This is a genomic window from Alcanivorax sp. IL3, from assembly GCF_047495465.1.
In the GTDB taxonomy this organism is placed as follows: domain Bacteria; phylum Pseudomonadota; class Gammaproteobacteria; order Pseudomonadales; family Alcanivoracaceae; genus Alcanivorax; species Alcanivorax jadensis.
Genome location: NZ_CP179931.1, coordinates 2,964,176 through 2,982,441, shown reverse-complemented (window position 1 = coordinate 2,982,441; position 18,266 = coordinate 2,964,176). Strand labels below are relative to the sequence as shown.

General features: G+C 60.5%; 15 protein-coding genes. 2 read left to right on the top strand and 13 right to left on the bottom strand.

What is annotated here, in order from left to right; all coding sequences use genetic code 11:
- The first annotated feature begins 148 nt into the window (after positions 1 to 148).
- Positions 149 to 1,624 carry an AAA family ATPase gene (locus ACMG4M_RS13885; protein ID WP_335627793.1) on the top strand — a complete coding sequence of 492 codons (1,476 nt, stop codon included), beginning with the start codon at positions 149 to 151 and terminating at the stop codon, positions 1,622 to 1,624.
- Positions 1,611 to 2,642, top strand: a complete 1,032-nt coding sequence (locus ACMG4M_RS13880; protein WP_414430220.1) for an AraC family transcriptional regulator — start codon at positions 1,611 to 1,613, stop codon at positions 2,640 to 2,642. The genes ACMG4M_RS13885 and ACMG4M_RS13880 overlap by 14 nt, the downstream gene beginning before the upstream one ends.
- Here ACMG4M_RS13880 and ACMG4M_RS13875 read toward each other — a convergent pair.
- The 13 genes from ACMG4M_RS13875 to dsbD form a co-directional block, all read right to left on the bottom strand.
- The gene (locus ACMG4M_RS13875) at positions 2,581 to 5,376 is read right to left on the bottom strand and encodes a hybrid sensor histidine kinase/response regulator (RefSeq protein WP_349379999.1); all 2,796 of its coding nucleotides are present in this window, start codon (positions 5,374 to 5,376) and stop codon (positions 2,581 to 2,583) included. The two genes, ACMG4M_RS13880 and ACMG4M_RS13875, sit on opposite strands and share 62 nt — an antisense overlap.
- Positions 5,348 to 6,403, bottom strand: a complete 1,056-nt coding sequence (locus ACMG4M_RS13870; RefSeq protein ID WP_414430219.1) for a cyclic nucleotide-binding domain-containing protein — start codon at positions 6,401 to 6,403, stop codon at positions 5,348 to 5,350. The genes ACMG4M_RS13875 and ACMG4M_RS13870 overlap by 29 nt, the downstream gene beginning before the upstream one ends.
- A 71-nt stretch (positions 6,404 to 6,474) precedes the next feature.
- Entirely contained in the window at positions 6,475 to 7,761 is a 1,287-nt protein-coding gene (gene purD, locus ACMG4M_RS13865; RefSeq protein ID WP_035250198.1) for a phosphoribosylamine--glycine ligase, read from the bottom strand.
- Between the two features lie 241 nt (positions 7,762 to 8,002).
- Positions 8,003 to 9,571 (bottom strand): bifunctional phosphoribosylaminoimidazolecarboxamide formyltransferase/IMP cyclohydrolase, encoded by a 1,569-nt coding sequence (gene purH / locus ACMG4M_RS13860; protein WP_035250196.1) that lies wholly within the window; start codon positions 9,569 to 9,571, stop codon positions 8,003 to 8,005.
- A 91-nt stretch (positions 9,572 to 9,662) separates the two neighbouring features.
- On the bottom strand, positions 9,663 to 9,944 hold the full coding sequence (fis, locus tag ACMG4M_RS13855; protein WP_035250194.1) for a DNA-binding transcriptional regulator Fis: 282 nt from the start codon (positions 9,942 to 9,944) through the stop codon (positions 9,663 to 9,665).
- Positions 9,945 to 9,988: 44 nt separating this feature from the next.
- Positions 9,989 to 11,029 carry a tRNA dihydrouridine synthase DusB gene (gene dusB, locus ACMG4M_RS13850; protein WP_084573529.1) on the bottom strand — a complete coding sequence of 347 codons (1,041 nt, stop codon included), beginning with the start codon at positions 11,027 to 11,029 and terminating at the stop codon, positions 9,989 to 9,991.
- A 198-nt stretch (positions 11,030 to 11,227) separates the two neighbouring features.
- Positions 11,228 to 12,430 carry a zinc-ribbon and DUF3426 domain-containing protein gene (locus ACMG4M_RS13845; RefSeq protein ID WP_035250192.1) on the bottom strand — a complete coding sequence of 401 codons (1,203 nt, stop codon included), beginning with the start codon at positions 12,428 to 12,430 and terminating at the stop codon, positions 11,228 to 11,230.
- A 134-nt stretch (positions 12,431 to 12,564) separates the two neighbouring features.
- Positions 12,565 to 13,449, bottom strand: a complete 885-nt coding sequence (gene prmA, locus ACMG4M_RS13840) for a 50S ribosomal protein L11 methyltransferase (RefSeq protein WP_273008925.1) — start codon at positions 13,447 to 13,449, stop codon at positions 12,565 to 12,567.
- A 165-nt stretch (positions 13,450 to 13,614) separates the two neighbouring features.
- A complete protein-coding gene (accC, locus tag ACMG4M_RS13835; protein ID WP_035250187.1) occupies positions 13,615 to 14,967 on the bottom strand; it encodes an acetyl-CoA carboxylase biotin carboxylase subunit in 1,353 nt (450 codons plus the stop codon).
- A gap of 12 nt (positions 14,968 to 14,979) precedes the next feature.
- Entirely contained in the window at positions 14,980 to 15,438 is a 459-nt protein-coding gene (gene accB / locus ACMG4M_RS13830) for an acetyl-CoA carboxylase biotin carboxyl carrier protein (RefSeq protein WP_035250186.1), read from the bottom strand.
- A gap of 3 nt (positions 15,439 to 15,441) precedes the next feature.
- Complete coding sequence (gene aroQ / locus ACMG4M_RS13825) at positions 15,442 to 15,882, bottom strand: type II 3-dehydroquinate dehydratase (RefSeq protein WP_035250183.1); 441 nt, start codon at positions 15,880 to 15,882, stop codon at positions 15,442 to 15,444.
- A gap of 90 nt (positions 15,883 to 15,972) precedes the next feature.
- A complete protein-coding gene (locus ACMG4M_RS13820) occupies positions 15,973 to 16,254 on the bottom strand; it encodes a hypothetical protein (protein WP_156964920.1) in 282 nt (93 codons plus the stop codon).
- 36 nt (positions 16,255 to 16,290) lie between these two features.
- Positions 16,291 to 18,162, bottom strand: coding sequence for a protein-disulfide reductase DsbD (gene dsbD, locus ACMG4M_RS13815; RefSeq protein ID WP_035250181.1), 1,872 nt, complete (start codon positions 18,160 to 18,162; stop codon positions 16,291 to 16,293).
- Between the last annotated feature and the right edge of the window lie 104 nt (positions 18,163 to 18,266).

The window sequence follows — 18,266 nt, the reverse complement described above, 5'->3', positions numbered from 1 at the left end:
GTGCTGCAGGAGCGACGCTTGAGTCGCGAATTGTGCGAGGCAAGCCCGGATTCGCGACTCAAGCGTCGCTCCTACTGACAAAACAAAATAACAAGGGCGATGCAAGCCAGCGTGAAGCCTGTTGCGTGAGGCGTGCCAGCGTAAAACCATGAGTGACCTGAACGACCTGAAAATGCTGTTGGAATCCCGCTATCCCATCGTGGTCATCGAGACCTGGGAGGAATTGCGGGCGCTGGATCTGATTCGCCGCCTGGGAATGCGCGAGGGCCGGCCGGTGTTCGCCTGGAACGGGGTGGATGGCCTGCGCCGGCTGGAATTCGAGGAGGCGCCCAGCCAGAAGCATACGGTGGAACCCGACGCCGTTTTGGGCCAGATTCGTGGCACCAATGAGCCGGGCATTTATGCCCTGTGTGATTTGCATCCTTATCTGGAGGGTGAGCCCAAACAGGTGCGCCTGCTCAAGGAAATTGCCCTGCATCATGAGCGCCTGCATCACACCCTGGTGTTGATCAGCCACCAGTTTTCCATTCCCCCGGAAATCCGTCGTTACTGCACCCGTTTTTCCCTGTCCATGCCGGACGAGAAGCAGCTGGAGCACATCGTTCAGGATGAGGCCCGTCGGTTCAAACAGGAGAAAGGCGAGCGGGTGCGCGCGGACCGGAACTCACTCGATCGACTGGTGCGCAACCTGCGTGGCCTGAGCGTGGAAGATGCCCGCAAGCTGGCCCGGGGGGCGATTATCCATGACGGTGCCATTACCGAGGCGGACCTGCCGGAGATCAACAAGGCCAAGTTTGCCTTGATGGAAATGGACGGCGTGCTCAGCTATGAGTACGACACGGAAAGCTTTGCCGACGTGGGCGGCTTGCAGGGTCTGAAAGACTGGTTGGGCAAACGAGAGCAAGCGTTTCACGGGCAAACCGATATCGACAGTCCACGGGGCATCATGATGGTGGGCGTGCAGGGCGGCGGCAAAAGCCTGGCTGCCAAAGCCGTAGCCGGATTGTGGGGGTTGCCACTGCTGCGCATGGACATGGGGGCGATCTACAACAAGTTCTTCGGCGAATCCGAGCGCAACGTGCGCGAGGCCCTGGAGTTGGCGGAAACCATGTCCCCTTGTGTGCTGTGGATCGATGAGATCGAGAAGGGCATCGCCGTGGGCGACAACGATGGCGGCACCTCCCGGCGGGTGCTCGGTACCCTGCTCACCTGGATGGCGGAAAACCAGAGCCAGGTGTTCCTGGTGGCCACGGCCAACGATATCGAGCGCCTGCCACCGGAACTGATCCGCAAGGGGCGCCTGGACGAAATCTTCTTTGTGGATCTGCCATCGCCGGCGGTGCGCGAGGTGATTTTCCGCATTCACCTGGAAAAACGCGGCCAGGCGCCGGAGCGATTTGATCTGCCCACCCTGTCTGCGCACAGCGACGGGTTTACCGGGGCGGAAATCGAACAGGCCGTGGTGGCCGGTCTCTACAGTGCCAGCGCTGCCGATGGCGTGCTGGACCAGGCGCTGCTGGAGGCTGAGCTGGCGGCCACCGTGCCGCTGTCGGTGACCATGGCGGAATCCCTGGCGCGGCTGCGGCAGTGGTGCCAGGGCAGGGCGGTTCATGCCGGTGCTTGATCCCGGCCTGGCGGGCTCTGATCGCAGTCTCACTGCGGCCTATGTGGATGCGGTGCTGCCGCCGTTGCTGGATCATTACGGTTTGTCCCGGGACGCGGTGCTAGAGCAGGCCGGGCTCAGCGAGACACCGTTTGCGGAGCCGGGACAGTTGCTGCCGTTGGTGGATGTATTGCGGCTGTTCCTGGTGATTCTGCAGGCCTGCGGCGATTCCGGGCTGGGCTTCGAAATCGGCAAGCGGGTTAAGCCGCGCTCTTATCAAGTGCTGGGTTATGTGATTCTGGCCAGCCGCGATCTGGGCCAGGCCATCGAGCGTCTGATCCGCTTTGAAAGCCTGTCCGGCAAGCTGGGAGAGACGCAACTGTCGCACCATGTCGACACAGTCCGTTTGAGCTGGCAGTGCCCGCTGGCCGGCGAGCCGGGCCGTTATCTCACTGAGGCGGCGGTAACCGGTTGGGTGGCGTTTATGCGCCCGCTGATAGCCCGGCAGTTGAGTCCTACCAGGGTGTGTTTTCGCCACCCGGCGCCGGAGGATGAGCAACGCTATCAGGCGTTTTTTGATGCGCCGGTGCGGTTCTCGGCGGATTTCGACGGGGTGGAATTGCCGGCGGAGTACCTGTCGCTGCCGTTGGAATCGGCAGATCCTGGGTTGTCGGTCATGATGGAGCGCGAGGCCCGTGACCTGCTTGCCAACTTTGACGCTAATACCAATCTGGTCAGTGCCGTGCGCGCCCGCATCTATCAGCAGCTGGCGGATGGCGAGCCATCGCTGGAATCCGTGGCGGATAGCCTGGGTATGCCCGCCCGCACGCTCAGCGCCCGGCTGGCGCGCCGTTCATTGCGATTTGCGGAAATCCTGGATGGTTTGCGCCAGAGTCTGGCGGAGCTGTATCTGCAGGACCCGGCGCTGTCGTTGACCGAAATCGCCCTGCTGCTGGGCTTCGCCGAATCCAGTTCTTTCAGTCGGGCATTTCGTCGTTGGCGAGGAACAAGTCCGAATCAGTGGCGTCGGGGCGGGTAAAGCGCACCAGGGTATCGCGAAGCACATTCAACTCCACCGGCTTGGGCAGGTGGGCATTCATGCCCGCCGCCAGGCTGCGTTCCTTGTGCTCGCGCAGGATGTGGGCGGTGAGGGCGACAATGGGCACTGCCGGAAGTCCCTGTTTCTGCTCGTACTGACGAATCCGTCGGGTGGCCTCGAAGCCGTCCATTTCCGGCATTTCGCAATCCATCAGGATCAGGTCATAGCGGTGCTTCTCGGCCAGGGCCAGTGCTTCCTGGCCGTTGGAGGCGATGTCAGCCTTGAGGCCCAGTTTGGCAAGCATGCCACGAATCACTTTCTGGCTCAGGTAATGGTCTTCTGCTACCAGGATGTTCAGTTGTGGGTCGGGCTTGTGCTCGGTCTTGGTGGGAATGGGGCGGTGGCCCAGCCCCAGTTCCTCGGCCAGTACCTGGCGGAGACGGGGGGCGGAAACCGGTTTTGACAGCACCCGGTGGATGCCCACGTTGCGGGCCTGGGTGGCGGTGGGGGCCAGGCTGATGCCGGTGAGCATCACCAGCACGGTGGGATGCATGATCACCGGGTCCTCGTGGATCCGAGCGGCCAGTTGCATGCCGTCCATGCCGGGCATGTTGTGGTCCAGCACCACCACGTCATAGGGCTCGTTGATGTTGGCCTGGGTCCGCAGGGAGGCCAGTGCTTCACGGGGGTCGTGGCAGGCGGTGACACGCATGCCCCAGGACAGGGCGTGATGGCGAAGCACCCGGGTTACGGTGCTGGAATCATCAACTACCAGCAGGCTGCGACCTTCCAGCGCGGAGGTATCCACCATTACAGGAGATGGCGCATCGGTGATTTCTGGCGGCAGGGGAACCACAAACCAGTAATGGGCGCCGCGCTGATCCTGAAGGGTGCCCATGCGGCCGTGCAGGGCTTCCACCAGCTGCTCGGCGATGGCTAGGCTGAGGTGGCTGCTTTCTGGTTGTTTGGTGGTGCTGCGCAGGCGTTTGAGAATGTCGTCGCTGATGGCGCTACCGGAGAACCCGAAGCGCACCCGGTCCGCCTGGCCGGTGGGCTCCATGGAGACATCCACCACCAGTTCCCCGTGGCTGCCATGGCGTACCAAAGCGCCCATCAGGTTGGTGAGGATCTGGCGCAGTCGCCCCGCGTCACCGATTACCCTTGTGGGCACATTGGTATGCACGTGGGTGATCAGTTCGATCTGTTTTTCCTCGGCCTTTTCCTTGAACAGGTCGATGGCTTCCATGATCAGGTCATGGATGTCCAGGGCGCTGTGATTGATATCGGCCCCCTGGGTGGATAGCTGCGAATGCTCCAGTACGTCATTGATGATGCGCAGCAGGCTGTCGCCGGCATTCTGGATGGCGCCGACGCATTCGCGCTGGTTGGGGGTAAGCGGGGTGTCGCCAAGAATTTCCGCCATGCCCAGGATGCCACTGAGCGGGGTGCGAATATCATGGCCGATCCGTGACAGGGTTTCCCGGCGGGTGCTGTCCACGGTTTCGGCAACCGCCTCGGAGCGCTTCTTCTCGATCTGCATACGAGCCTGCTGGCTGTGTTGTAGCCGCAGGCCGATGCCCAGAGTCATTGCCTCCAGCACGGTAGCGCCCAGTAGCCATTGGGGGAGTTCCGCGCCGGTTTGTACGATTCCCAGGCAGGCCAGGCATATCAGCAATGCAGGAAAGCTGATCAGCAGAGATGTCAGGAAAAACAGGCCGCCGCCGGTGATTTCCCGGTGCCAGGCGGTGTAGCCCATGGTGAGCAGAAACAGGGTGGCCATGGTGACCAGGGCGAAACTGATGTAGCCGGCGGCGGCCAGCGGTAGAATCACGGTAAAAGGCAGATTGGCCAGGGCCAGCATCTGCAGCAGACGGGTGCAGTAATGCAGCCAGCCGGTCTGGTCCGACAGGTTGAAAAAGCTGCGTGACAAGCCGGTGGCCGACCACATGGCCAGCATCATGCCGGCAAACAATAGTCGTGGATGAAGCAGGTTATTTTGACTGAGATCCCAGGGGAGCAAGTCCGCCAGGGTCAGTCCGATCAACAGAATGCTGAGGATAAAACCGCAGTGGTAGTAATAGGTGGCTCCGCCGCGAAGAGCGCCGACAATCAGGTTATAAATCGCCAGGATCAACAGGGCGCCGGCCAGTAACATGTAGATGGCATTTTGCTGCTGTTGGGTCTCAAGCAAGTGGTTGACGGTGGTCAGGGTCAATCCGTAAGTGAGATAGGCCCGGGGTGGCAGTTGCAAATAGGCAAGTCGGGTTTCGCCGGTGGGTAGGTGCACCTGGAAACTGCTGCCGCGACCGGTAATACGCTGTTCCGGCTCCAGTTGCCGGTAGACGCCGTCTGCGTTCGGTAGATAGAGTTGTGCCGCCGGATTACCGCGCAGGTGCAGGGCGAAATCGTGCTGATTACCCAGTTCGTTCTTGATAGCTACGCGCACCCACCAGTGACCGTTGCGAATGCCCAGGCGTTCGATATAGCGGGTGGCCGGCTGGAAGTGATCCATGGCCGGTAGCTGGCTGACGGTATGGATGTCCAGCTCGCCGGAGGGGTCGCGCAGGTATTCGGAGTAGATGGTAATCCGCGCCTGATCTGGCAGGCTGTGGATCACAAAGGGTGGAGGTGGTTCCGGGTTGGCCCGGCAGAGGCTGCCAGCCAGGCCCAGCAGGAGTATCAGAGCGCCTCTGAACAGAAAAGAGTCAGGCCACTTCCGTTGGTTTTTTTGCATCCGTCGCTTTTCCCCGGTCCAGCACATAGGCATTCAGGCCTGCTTCCGAGAGGATATAGGCTCCCAGCTCACTGCGTCGACCATCTCCGCACACCACATAGAAAAAATCCTTTTCCAGATTGTGAACTTCGCGGCGTAGTTCGTTGAGTGGAAGGTTGCGGGCTCCCGGCGTACGGTCGTGGCGGAACTCCATGGGCAGACGCACATCCACCAGGATGCAGGCGGTTTCAGCCTCGAGCACCATGGTATCCAGCTCGTCTTCGCTAAGATGGCGGATTACCGAGTCCTGCAGGATGGACTGGAAGTCCTGCTTGCCCAGGCACATCAGTACGCCGTCGCTGCTCATGGTGATGGTGGCGTTGCGGGGGCTGTCGCTGATCAGGGCGTCTTCACCGAAGAAGCGCCCGGCGGACAGGGCTGCCAGGGTTTCCTGTTTGGCCCCCTTGGAGCGGGTGACCATGGCCTTACCCTGCTTGATGACGAAGAAGGTGTCGCCATCCTCGCCTTCGGTGACCACGGTTTCGCCAAGCTGAACGTCACGTTCCTCGAATTTCACGAACAGGCTGTGAATCATGGCCGGTGGTATGGCGGAAAACAGTTCCGAGGACAATAGCGCATCCATCCAGTCCCGTTCGCTTTCGTCATCGTCTTCATCAAGCATGGATTCGGCGGCCTGGGTCCAGGTCATCAGCAGATCCAGCTTGTTACGGTCGATGGCGTAGAGGGTGGTGGTTTCCGCGCTAATGGCGTTGATGGTGTGTTCCGGATAGTTGTCCAGCGCCAGGTAATTCTCGTCGTCATCGGCGGCGAAGTGGCGTACCTGGAAACTGGCGTCGGTGAGATCCAGAGAACCTTCCACCAGAAAATAGGCCTTGTGGCTGGTCTGCCCGCGTTTGAACAGCAGTCGCCCGGGGTCGATCTTGATGACTTCGAACTGGCCCTGGATTTCCTTCAGATGCGATTCGCCCAGGCAGTCAAAGGGAATGAAATTCTCGAGACGAGACATGTCGGCGACGACATCGCTCATTGGTAGCCCCCGGTGCTTCGTTAGTGGGTGAGCCAAAGTAGGCTCACCTTTATTTCGTAGAGGCTATTACTTTATGACTTTTCGCGGGCCACTGCACGGTAACCGATGTCTGTGCGGTGGTAGGCGTCGCGCCATGTGATCTGCTTCACACCGGAGTAGGCATTGGCCTGGGCTTCACTGACGGTATCGCCGACACCGGTCACGCAGAGAACGCGACCGCCGCTGGTGACGACCTGGCCGTCTTTCTCGGCGGTACCGGCATGGAATACCTTCACGGTGTCGGAATCGGCTTGATCCAGGCCGTCGATCACGTCGCCCTTGTCGTAGCTGTCCGGGTAGCCGCCAGCGGCCATGACCACGCCGAGAGTGGGGCGCGGGTCCCACTGGATTTCGGTCTGGTCCAGCTTGCCGTCCAGTGCTGCCAGGCACAGGGCGGCCAGGTCGGATTGCAGACGCATCATGATCGGCTGGGTTTCCGGGTCACCGAAGCGGCAGTTGTACTCGATGACCTTGGGGGCGCCATCCGGGTTGATCATTAGCCCGGCGTAAAGGAAGCCGGTGTAGGGCATACCCTCGGCGGCCATGCCTTCCACGGTGGGAGTGATCACCTCGTCCATGATGCGCTGGTAGACCGCATCGGTGACCACCGGGGCCGGGGAGTAGGCACCCATGCCGCCGGTGTTGGGGCCGGTGTCGCCGTCGCCGACGCGTTTGTGATCCTGGCTGGTGGCCATGGGCAGCACGTTCTTGCCGTCCACCATGACGATAAAGCTGGCTTCCTCGCCTTCCAGGAATTCTTCCACCACCACGCGGTGGCCGGCGTCGCCAAACTTGTTGCCGTCGAGCATGTCGCGCACGGCGTCTTCGGCGTCCTGCAGGTTCATGGCGACAATCACGCCTTTACCCGCCGCCAGGCCGTCGGCCTTGATGACGATGGGGGCGCCCTTTTCACGGACATAGGCCAGGGCCTCGTCCATATCGGTGAAGTTGCCGTAGGCGCCGGTAGGAATGTTCTGGCGGGCCAGGAAATCTTTGGTGAAGGCTTTGGAGCCTTCCAGTTGCGCCGCCGCCTTGCTGGGACCGAAACACTTCAGGCCATTGGCCTGGAAGTTGTCTACCAGCCCTTCCACCAGTGGCGCTTCCGGGCCGACGATGGTCAGGTCAATGTTATTGTCCTGGGCAAATGCCAGCAGGGCAGGCTGATCCAGCACATCAATGGCCACGTTTTCCAACTTGGCTTCGCGGGCAGTGCCGGCATTGCCCGGCGCCACAAACACGTTTTCTACCTGCTCAGCCTGGGCCACTTTCCAGGCCAGCGCATGCTCGCGGCCACCGCCGCCAATCACCAGAACTTTCATCTTGCTTCAACCTTGTAAGATCAAATGCTTTTTTACCACAGAGGGCACTGAGGTCACTGAGGAAAAACAGAATACCGATCAGGGCATTGTCTTCCGTTTCCTGTGCTTGTCGTGGCCTGCCAGGACTGATTCGAATTTTCCACGGGGCACAGAGCTCAAGGGAGCAAACCGGGGCTATCAAAGCCGGATGGGTTTATCTCAGTGACCTCTGTGCCCTCTGTGGTAACAGCCGCTTTTGGTTTTAGTGACGGAAGTGGCGCATGCCGGTGAAGACCATGGCCATGCCGGCTTCGTCGGCGGCAGCAATCACTTCTTCGTCGCGGATCGAGCCGCCCGGCTGGATCACGCAGCTGATGCCTACCTTGGCGGCATTGTCGATGCCGTCGCGGAACGGGAAGAAGGCGTCGGAAGCCATGACCGAGCCTTCTACCTGCAGGCCGGCATGCTCGGCCTTGATGGCGGCGATGCGGGCGGAGTTGACGCGGCTCATCTGGCCGGCACCTACGCCTACGGTCTGGCGATTCTTGGCGTAGACAATGGCGTTGGATTTGACGAACTTGGCCACCTTCCAGGCGAAGATCAGGTCATGCATCTCGGCTTCGCTGGGCGCGCGCTTGGTCACCACTTTCAGCTCACCTTCGGTGATCATGCCGATATCGCGGTCCTGGACCAGCAGGCCGCCATTCACGCGCTTGTAGTCCAGGCCTTCAGCGGCCGCACCCTCGATCTCGCCACAGACCAGCACCCGCACATTCTTCTTGGCGGCGGTGATGGCCAGGGCTTCGTCGGTGGCAGAAGGCGCGATGATCACTTCCACGAACTGACGGTCGACAATGGCCTGGGCGGTGGCCGCATCGAGCTCGCGGTTGAAGGCGATGATGCCGCCGAAGGCAGATTCGGTATCGGTGGCGAAGGCCAGATCATAGGCCTTGCCGATGCCGTCCAGGCTCACCGCCACGCCGCAGGGGTTGGCATGTTTGACGATCACACAGGCGGGCTTGGTGAAGCCTTTTACGCATTCCAGCGCCGCGTCGGTATCGGCGATGTTGTTGTAGCTCAGCTCTTTGCCCTGCAGCTGCTTGGCGGTGGCAATGGAGGCCGGTGCCGGGTTGCGCTCGGTGTAGAAGGCCGCTTTCTGGTGCGGGTTCTCGCCGTAGCGCATGTTCTGGGTTTTCTCGAAATTCAGGTTGATGGTGCGCGGGAAGTCAGCATTGTTCTCGCCCACCTTCTTGCCAAAGTAGTTGGCAATGGCGCTGTCATAGGCGGCGGTATGTTCGAACGCCTTGATGGCCAGGTCGAAACGCAGGGTGTCGGACAGGGCGCCGTTGTGGGTAGCCATGTCGTTGAGCACACGCTGGTAGTCGCTGGTATTGGTGACGATGCCCACGCTGGCATTATTCTTGGCTGCAGAACGCACCATGGTCGGGCCGCCGATATCGATGTTCTCGATGGCATCTTCCAGGGAGCAGTCCGGGTTGGCCACGGTGGCTTCGAACGGGTAGAGGTTGACTACCACCAGATCAATGCGGCTGATGTCGTTGTCGGCCATGACCTGTTCGTCCTGGCCGCGACGGCCAAGGATGCCGCCGTGCACTTTCGGGTGCAGGGTTTTCACCCGGCCGGCCATCATTTCCGGGAAACCAGTGTAGTCGGAGACTTCGCGCACGGCGATGCCTTCGTCCTGCAGTTTCTTGTAGGTGCCGCCGGTGGAAAGAATTTCCACGCCTTGCTCGGCCAGTGCCTTTGCAAATTCGACGATACCTGTCTTGTCGGAAACACTGATCAGTGCACGTTCAACCGCGTTGCTCATGGGATTTCACCAAGTTGCGTTCTGGGATAAGTGGTTCATTTAAAAACAAAAAAAGGGCAGTAAGGACTGCCCTTTATCGCTGGGGTCGTGCTTAAAGCAGACCGTACTGCTTGAGCTTCTTGCGCAGGGTGCCGCGGTTCAGGCCCAGCAGCTCGGCGGCCTTGGTCTGGTTGCCGCGGGTGTACTCGAGCACTTTCTCAAGCAGCGGGATTTCCATTTCCGCCAGTACCATCGGGTAGAGTTCGCTTACGGCCTCACCGTCCAGCTGGTTGAAATAATCGTTTAACGAACGTCGCACACAATTGCGCAGAGTGTCGTGGGTTTCGCTGCGCGCGATGGTCAGGTGCGGCTTTCGTGCTTCTGCGGTGTTCATTTCAGTAAGTGTCCGTGCAGCGGCTGTGTTAACTGAAGAAAGGGTCATGCGGCCAAGGCTCCGTTTTTCTTCCGGGCAGACACCTCGCCATAACAACCGAATCGTACCCGGTCGGTCGTGGCGTTTATCTGTTGGAAAAACTGCTCGATTGCCAACCGTTGATCGGTGGCATTTTCCAGTGTGTTAAATCCGCGCCGGAAGTCTTCGCCACCGGGCAGGTTTTGCGTATACCAGCCCAGATGTTTGCGTGCGATACGCACTCCCATGAACTCTCCGTAGAACTGGTGGAGTTCGGCGAGGTGCTGTTGCACGCAATCGTGGACTTCCGTTACGAACGGCGCTGCGGGTAGCGAGCCGTGCTCGAGGTAATGCAGGGTATCCCGGAAGATCCACGGGTTCCCCTGTGCAGCGCGGCCGATCATGATACCACCCGCGCCGGTGGATTCCAGTACCCGTTTAGCTTTTTCCGGGCTATCCACGTCACCGTTAGCCATAACCGGAATATTCACCGCGGCCACCACCTGGGCGATGGAGGCGTACTCGGCGTCACCGTTGAACTTGTCAGCACGGGTGCGGCCATGGATGGCCAGGGCCTGAATGCCCGCTGCTTCCGCGATACGGGCGATCTCCAGCGCGTTGCGATGGTCGCGATCCGGGCCGGTACGGATTTTCAGCGTCACCGGCACGTCCACGGCAGCGACAACCGCATCCAGGATGCGGGCCACCAGGTCCGGGTCCGCCAGCAGGGCAGAGCCTGCAGCGCGTTTGCACACTTTCTTTGCCGGGCAGCCCATATTGATATCAATGATCTGGGCGCCATGATCCACATTGGCGCGGGCCGCATCGGCCAGCATGGCCGGCTCACCGCCGGCAATCTGCACCGACACCGGGCCGGGTTCACCACTGTGATCAAGCCGTTGGCGTGACTTTCGAGAGTTCCACAGACGGGTGTCCGAGGTCACCATTTCCGACACCAGCAGACCAGCGCCCAGATCCCGGCACAAACGCCGGAAAGGGCGATCCGTGACGCCGGCCATGGGGGCCAGAATCAGCGAATTGGGCAAGGTATATGGGCCGATCTGCATAGGGTCGCAATGGCATGTGTGAAAGGGGCGCTAATGATAGTGAGCGGCGCGCGGGGATGAAAGGGCACAGGGTAAAAAATGCGCGATTACGGATGAATGTGATGGAGCTATCCGGATGACGAGTGGTGAGGAACGAGTCTCGAAAGGCTTGGCTTTTCGAGACTCGTCCCTCGTGACTCGTTGATCCGCGGGGGCGTGTTAGCGCTGGCTCACCCGCTCCTGAGCCTCCACGGCCGGCAGCAGACGCAGGTTATAGTTTACCGCCTGTTCGCCAGGATCGACGATTTCCAGGGAGATGTGCAGGGGGGTGTTCACCGGCATGGCCTCCAGGTTGGTCAGGTCGCCACGCAGGTACTCCGCCGGGCTGAAGCGGCGGCTGGCTACCGGGTTGCCGTTGAGGGCGCTGAAGCTCAGTTCCAGCTCCGGAAAGGGTTGCGGGTAGCGGGCTTCATTGAACAGGATGGCGTCCACGATCAGGGCGTTGGCGTAATCCGGGTGGCTGCGTACCACCAGGTTGGCGCCGCGCAGTTTGCTGATGTCGGTGCGGTTGGGGAGCCGACAGCCAAGTACACCACAGGCCTGTTGGTAGAGCGGTCGCCATTGCGGGCTGCGGGCCAGGTCGTCGAAATTGAAGTAGGCGTATTGTCCCACCAGTACCACCAGGGCCAGCACGGACAGGCCGCTCCACTTGAGCAGGCCGCCCCAGTCGCGCTGTTGACGGAAGGGGGTGTCGCGTTCGCGTACTGGCCGGGACAGCGGCACCGGCTCCTCGGTCAGGTCGTCACCAAACAGGTCCAGGCCGCCAAAGAAATCGTCTTCGTCGTCATCCTTGGGTGGTTTGGGGGCCGGTTTCTTTTTCGCCTGTGGTGGCGGTGAAGGCGCTTTGCGTTTGTCTGCCTGGCTTTCCCGGGGGCCGAAACTGGCAGGCTGACGGGTTTCCTGCTTGGCGGGCTGGTCCTCGTCCTCTTCCAGTTCCTTGAGCAGGGCTTCGGCCCAGGCCTCGTCGGCATTTTCGTGGTGGCTGGCGCGACCGGCGCCGTGCATATCGGAGAAGTCTTCGCCGAGACCGGATTCGGCAGCATCTTCATCCAGATTGATGAAAGAGTCGCTTAGCTCCATGCCCTCAATGCTGGGGCTGGAGGAGGCGCCATCATCGTCATCGGTGAAGGTTTGTTCGGCGCTATCCGGTACGCTGGTGCTTTCGCTTTCCAGGGCTCTGGCCCAGCGGTCACCGGCGGGTTCTTCCTGGGCGAGAGGCGGATCAATCAGGTAGTCGCTGGCCTGAAAAATCTGCAGGCAGGAGCCGCAGCGAACCGCGCCGCGCGCCTGCTTGAGGTGTTCTTCGGTAATCTTGAACTGGGCTGCACAGTGCGGGCAGCGGGTCTTGTATTGGGCGGCCATGGCTTTCGCCTGATTGTTATTGGTGATGAGACGCAACAAGCTGCACGCAACAGGCTACCACGCAGCCAGGGAATCAAGATGGTGTGCAGGCAACTACGTTTTACAGAAAAAGCAGGACAGGCCGCAAGGACCTGTCACTCAGTTTTGCGTCGTACCCCGTCGATTCGAACCCAGTCGCCCTGTTGGCTGGTGGGATTCAGGTCGAACCAGGGGGCATAGGCGCTGCGCACCGACTCTGCCTGCTCAGCAAGAATGCCGGACAGGGCCAGGCTGGCCCCGGCGCGACAATAACCGGCAAGCTGGTCGGCCAGTTCCACCAGCGGGCCGGCCAGGATATTGGCGACCAGTACATCACAGCGGTAATCCGCCGGCAGATTTTCCGGCAGGTAAAGGCTGAGACCGTCGGCGACACCGTTATTGCGGGCATTATCCTCGCTGGCGGTGAGTGCCTGGGAATCGATGTCGGTACCGGTGGCATTGCCTGCGCCTAACAGCAGGGCGGCGATGGCCAGCACCCCCGAGCCACAGCCGAAATCCAGCACCGCCTTGCCTTGGAGGTCGGTCCGGTCCAGCCATTCCAGGCACAGGGCGGTGGTCTCGTGGGTGCCGGTGCCGAAGGCCAGGCCCGGGTCCAGCTTCAGGTTCACGGCCTGCGGATCCGGTGACTCACTCCAGCTGGGGACGATCCACAGCCGTTCGCCGAAGCGCATGGGAGCGAAGTCATCCATCCAGGCCCGTTCCCAGGCCTGGTCATCCAATGTCTCGTGGTGATGGGCCTGAGCGTCCAGTCCCTGTTGTTGCAGGGCGGCGAGGATCAATGCCGGGTCACGGTCAGCATCGAACAGGGCGCTGACCACGGTGTTCTGCCACAGCGGGCGGGCACCGGGGGGCGGTTCAAACACCGGCTGATCGGCGCCATCAGTCAGCGTGACCGCACAAGCCCCCATATCTTCCAGTGCGGACTGGAAGGCATCGGCGTGGGCTTCGGTGGTGGCGAGGTGTAGCTGGAGCCAGGCCATGGATTCTCCGAATTGAGAATGGACAGTTGATAATTGATAACTCGCGACCTGGATTTGGACCGGTGTTTCAACGCATGAGGCCGCGCTCAAGCATTGGGCGCGGCCTCATGGCTGGGATCGCAGATCAGCTCTTGCGCGTAACTATCAATTATCCATTCTCAATTATCAATTTGTATCCTGTCCCAGCTTCTTCTCCAGATGGTGAATATCCACCCCGCCGGCAATAAAGGCCTTGTCCTTGAAGATCTTGTTGCGGTGCAGTTCCACATTGGTCTTGATGCCTTCCACCACGATTTCGTCCAGCGCATTTTTCATGCGGGCGAAGGCGATCTCGCGGTTTTCGCCCCAGGTGATCAGCTTGCCGATCAGGGAGTCGTAGTAGGGGGGCACGGTGTAGCCACTGTAGATATGGGAATCCACCCGTACACCATTACCGCCGGGGGCATGGAAATAGGTGATCTTGCCGGGGCAGGGAGTGAAACGCACTGGATCTTCAGCGTTGATGCGCACCTCGATGGCATGGCCCTGGAACTTCACGTCGGTCTGCTGCAATTGCAGGCCTTCGTCGCTGGCGATACGCAGCTGTTCCTTGACGATGTCGACACCGGTGATCATTTCTGTGACCGGGTGTTCCACCTGCACGCGGGTGTTCATCTCAATGAAGTAGAAACCTTCATTTTCGTAGAGGAACTCGAAAGTGCCGGCACCCCGGTAATTGATTTCCTTGCAGGCGTTGACGCAACGCTCGGCCACTTCGTCTTTCAGGTGCTGGGGAATGTCAGGCGCTGGTGCTTCTTCCACCACTTTCTGGTGACGACGTTGCAGGGAGCAGTCCCGGTCGCCCAGATGAATGGCATGGCCGGCGCCGTCTGCCAGCACCTGCACTTCCACGTGGCGGGGTTTCTGCAGGAATTTTTCCATGTAGACGGTGGCGTCGCCGAAGGCGTTCTTGGCTTCGGAACGAGTCAGCGTGATGGCGTTCAGCAGGTGCTTGGCTTCTTCCACCACGCGCATGCCACGGCCACCGCCGCCGGCGGCGGCCTTGATGATCACCGGGTAGCCGATCTTCTCCGCCATGGCCAGGGAGGCATCGCCGTCGTCGCCCAGGGGGCCGTCGGAGCCGGGTACGGTAGGGACGCCGGCCTTTTTCATGGCTTCAATGGCGGCCACCTTGTTGCCCATCAGGCGAATGGTGTCCGCCTTGGGGCCGATAAAGGTAAAGCCTGAGCGTTCCACGCTTTCGGCAAAATCCGCATTTTCTGCGAGAAAGCCGTAACCGGGGTGAATGGCGTCGGCGTCGGTGACTTCCGCCGCACTGATAATCGCCGGGATGTTCAGATAGGACTCGGTGGACGAGGCCGGGCCGATGCAGACCGCTTCGTCGGCCAGTCGCACGTGCATCAGATCCCGGTCCGCCTTGGAATAAACCGCCACGGTGCGAATGCCCAGCTCCTTGCAGGCGCGCAGGATACGCAGGGCAATTTCGCCGCGGTTGGCAATGACAACCTTTTCCAGCATGAGATGCCTCCGTTAAACGATGGAGAACAGAGGCTGATCGAACTCAACCGGTTCGCCGTCTTCCACAAGGATGGCATCAATGGTGCCGGACTTGTCCGCTTCGATCTGGTTCATCATTTTCATGGCTTCGACGATGCACAGCACGTCGCCGGCCTGGACTTTCTTGCCTACCTCAACAAAGGAGGAGGCCCCCGGCGACGGGGAGCGGTAGAAAGTGCCGACCATGGGCGAGCGCACCAAGTGGCCGCTGGGGGTGTTGTCAGCCGGTGCCGGTGTTTCAGCGGCGGGAGCCGGGGCCGGGGCCGGAGCGGGCGCGGCGGCCTGCGGTGCGGCATAGTAATGTGCCGGCGCTGCAGGGTGGCGGGAGCCGCGGCTGATGCGCACGGACTCTTCTCCCTCGCAGATCTCCAGCTCTTCAATGCCAGATTCCTCCAGCAGCTCAATCAGTTTCTTGACCTTGCGAATATCCATGTATTAACCATCCAGTTGTTCTAGGGCGGCGGTCAGCGCCAGCTGGTAGCCGGTTGCGCCGAGCCCGCAGATCACGCCCCGGGCAATATCGGAAAAATAGGAATGATGGCGGAAGCTTTCCCGGGCATGCACGTTGGACAGGTGCACCTCGATAAAGGGGATATCCACCGCCAGCAGGGCGTCACGCAGGGCCACGCTGGTATGGGTGAATGCCGCCGGATTCATGATGATGAAGTCGATGCCTTCGGTGCGGGCATCGTGGATCCGTTCAACCAGCTCGTATTCCGCGTTGCTTTGCAGATGCTGCAGGTGATGGCCTGCATCGCTGGCCTGGGCCTGCAATTGCTGGTTGATATCGGCCAGGGTGGTATGGCCGTACTTGTCCGGCTCGCGGGTGCCGAGCAGGTTCAGGTTTGGGCCGTGTAAGACCAGAATGGAAGCCAAAACAGGTCCCCCTGGGGAATTTGTCGTTATCTGCCGTGAACGTGCAGGAAATGCACCGGTTATCCCGGCGTTTCTGGCACTTGTGCAATATTAGGGGGAAATCATGACAGAAAAAAGGGGTTTACAACATTCGTTACAAGTTACCGGAAGATGCCGGGCAATCGGTACTGTTTCACGGTTTTTGTTTAGATGCAGGAACAACAACATTTCAACAGGGCTGTTGTAGGAGCGGCGCTTGAGCCGCGAACCGAGCGTCAGCGAGGCGACGAAGACGTGGGTATCCGCGACGCTATCGTGGATAGACCTGTCGATTTTTGGGATTCCTGATCGCCCTGCGGTCGATTTCCGCGCAAAGCGCGGTTCGCGGCTCAAGCGCCGCTCCTACGGCAGCTACGTCGATATTACCTGCTACAGCCCCGGCATAACCCGCTTATCCAGGTGTTCCAGAAACCGGTCCGGCTTCATTTCCCCCAGCACCCGGGATTCCGGTAGTTCCATGCCTTCCGGGGTGAAGAACACCAGCGCCGGCAGGCCGAGGATGTTGTATTGCTCCATGATCGCCTGGCTGTCCGCGTTGATCTCGGTGATGTCCACCCGGTAGAGATCGAAGTCTTTCATGGCGGCGAGTACCTGCGGGTCGCTGAGGGTGGTTTCCTCCAGTATTTTGCAGGCCACACACCACTCGGCAAAGAAATCCACCAGCACCGGTTTGCCTGCCTGGCGGGAATTAGCCAGGGCGGTGCCCAGATTGTCGCGTCCCAAGATGGTTTGCCAGGGCCCGTGGTCCCCCGGGGCACTGGCGGTGGCCGCGGCCGGTGCCGATTGCGTCATCGGCGCCAGGGGCTGGAGTGGATCGTCGCCGCCACTGAGCGCACCAACGATCATCACCGAGCCATACAGGGCCAGCACCAGGGCGATGCCGCGCTTGAGCCGGGCGATGCCTTCGCCGGCGGCTTCCAGAGCGCCGAGCTGCACGCCGTAGACCGCCAGAAGCAAGCCGTAAAGGCCCAGGGTAATGGTGCCGTTGATGATGCGATCCAGAAGCCAGATGGCAACACCGAGCATGACCACCCCGAAGAAGCGTTTGATCTCTTCCATCCACATGCCGGCCCGGGGCAGCAAGCTGCCGCCGCCGGTGCCAAAGATGATCAGCGGCAAGCCCATGCCCATGGACAGGGCAAACAGGGAGGCGGCGCCGGTGAGGGCATCACCGCTGGCGGCCACATAGATCAGTGCACCGGCCAAAATCGGGGTAACACAGGGAGACACGACCAGGGCAGAGATGGCCCCCATGATAGCGGCACCGAAAAGGCTGCCGCGCTTGCTCTCGCCGGGCTGGTGCAACTTGTTACGCAGAAAGGCGGGCAGTTGCAGCTCATAAAGGCCGAACATGGACAGCGCCAGCAGCACGAAGATCACGGTGGAAGTAATGATGGCCGCTGGCTGTTGCAACATAAATTGCAGGTTGAGCCCGGCGCCAAATACCGCAACCAGCAGGCCGGCAAAGGTATAGGGCACCGCCATGCCCAGCACATAGCTGGTACTTAGTACAAAGCCACGGCTGGCACTGGGCTCCTTCTCGCCGGCAATAATGCCGGACAGAATCGGCACCATGGGGAACACGCAAGGGGTGAACGCCAGCAGCAGCCCGCCGACAAAAAAGAGGCCGATTACCAGGCCCAGGGAGCGGTCGTTCATCCAGCGGTTGAAGGCGTTGGCATCGTCGGATTGCAGGGTGCTGAGGAAGCCGCCGTCATCGTTATTGCTGCTGGTGGTATCAGCGGGGCGGGCCGCCTGAGCGGCCGGGGGCTTTTTTGCCGGTGACGGGTTGGCCAGCGGGATGACTTTCCTGGTGGGCGGGTAGCACAGGGTGTCCTCGATGCAGCCCTGGTAGCGCACCTCCAGCTCGGTCGCCACCAGCGGTACGCTGGTCACTGGCAAGTTCAGGGTAAGCCGGTCGTAGTACACCTCCACATCCCCGAAAATCTCGTCGGTCTTGTCCTTGCCGGGAGGCAGGGCGTAGTCAGCGAAATCCTCCAGCACGTTGCCGTTCTGGTCACGCAGGCTGAAGCCGAAACGGTGCTGATAGAGGTAAACGTCCTCCATAAGCTCGAAATCCAGCAGCAGTTGCTGGTTGTCCCAGTCTGCATCGGTGATCAATTGAATGGCTTCATCGACGCCAGGAAGAGGCTGCTCGCCAAACAGGTCTTGCGCGATGGCAATAGGCCATAAACAAAACAGTGAAAGAAAAAGCCCCAGTCGCTGCCAGCTGTTCTGCATTACTGTCTCCTCAAACCCCAAAGATATTACCGGCACAGTTTCGATGCCGAATAGGCGAATTAGTTTCAGGGGTGTTTATTAACGGTGCCTTAAGGTTCCTTTAA

Bases quoted from the DNA above. Each gene is read 5' to 3' on its own strand.
- ACMG4M_RS13885 (WP_335627793.1), top strand. From the start codon at position 149: ATGAGTGACCTGAACGACCTGAAAATGCTGTTGGAATCCCGCTATCCC.
- ACMG4M_RS13880 (WP_414430220.1), top strand. From the start codon at position 1,611: ATGCCGGTGCTTGATCCCGGCCTGGCGGGCTCTGATCGCAGTCTCACT.
- ACMG4M_RS13875 (WP_349379999.1), bottom strand. From the start codon at position 5,376: ATGCAAAAAAACCAACGGAAGTGGCCTGACTCTTTTCTGTTCAGAGGC.
- ACMG4M_RS13870 (WP_414430219.1), bottom strand. From the start codon at position 6,403: ATGAGCGATGTCGTCGCCGACATGTCTCGTCTCGAGAATTTCATTCCC.
- purD (WP_035250198.1), bottom strand. From the start codon at position 7,761: ATGAAAGTTCTGGTGATTGGCGGCGGTGGCCGCGAGCATGCGCTGGCC.
- purH (WP_035250196.1), bottom strand. From the start codon at position 9,571: ATGAGCAACGCGGTTGAACGTGCACTGATCAGTGTTTCCGACAAGACA.
- fis (WP_035250194.1), bottom strand. From the start codon at position 9,944: ATGAACACCGCAGAAGCACGAAAGCCGCACCTGACCATCGCGCGCAGC.
- dusB (WP_084573529.1), bottom strand. From the start codon at position 11,029: ATGCAGATCGGCCCATATACCTTGCCCAATTCGCTGATTCTGGCCCCC.
- ACMG4M_RS13845 (WP_035250192.1), bottom strand. From the start codon at position 12,430: ATGGCCGCCCAATACAAGACCCGCTGCCCGCACTGTGCAGCCCAGTTC.
- prmA (WP_273008925.1), bottom strand. From the start codon at position 13,449: ATGGCCTGGCTCCAGCTACACCTCGCCACCACCGAAGCCCACGCCGAT.
- accC (WP_035250187.1), bottom strand. From the start codon at position 14,967: ATGCTGGAAAAGGTTGTCATTGCCAACCGCGGCGAAATTGCCCTGCGT.
- accB (WP_035250186.1), bottom strand. From the start codon at position 15,438: ATGGATATTCGCAAGGTCAAGAAACTGATTGAGCTGCTGGAGGAATCT.
- dsbD (WP_035250181.1), bottom strand. From the start codon at position 18,162: ATGCAGAACAGCTGGCAGCGACTGGGGCTTTTTCTTTCACTGTTTTGT.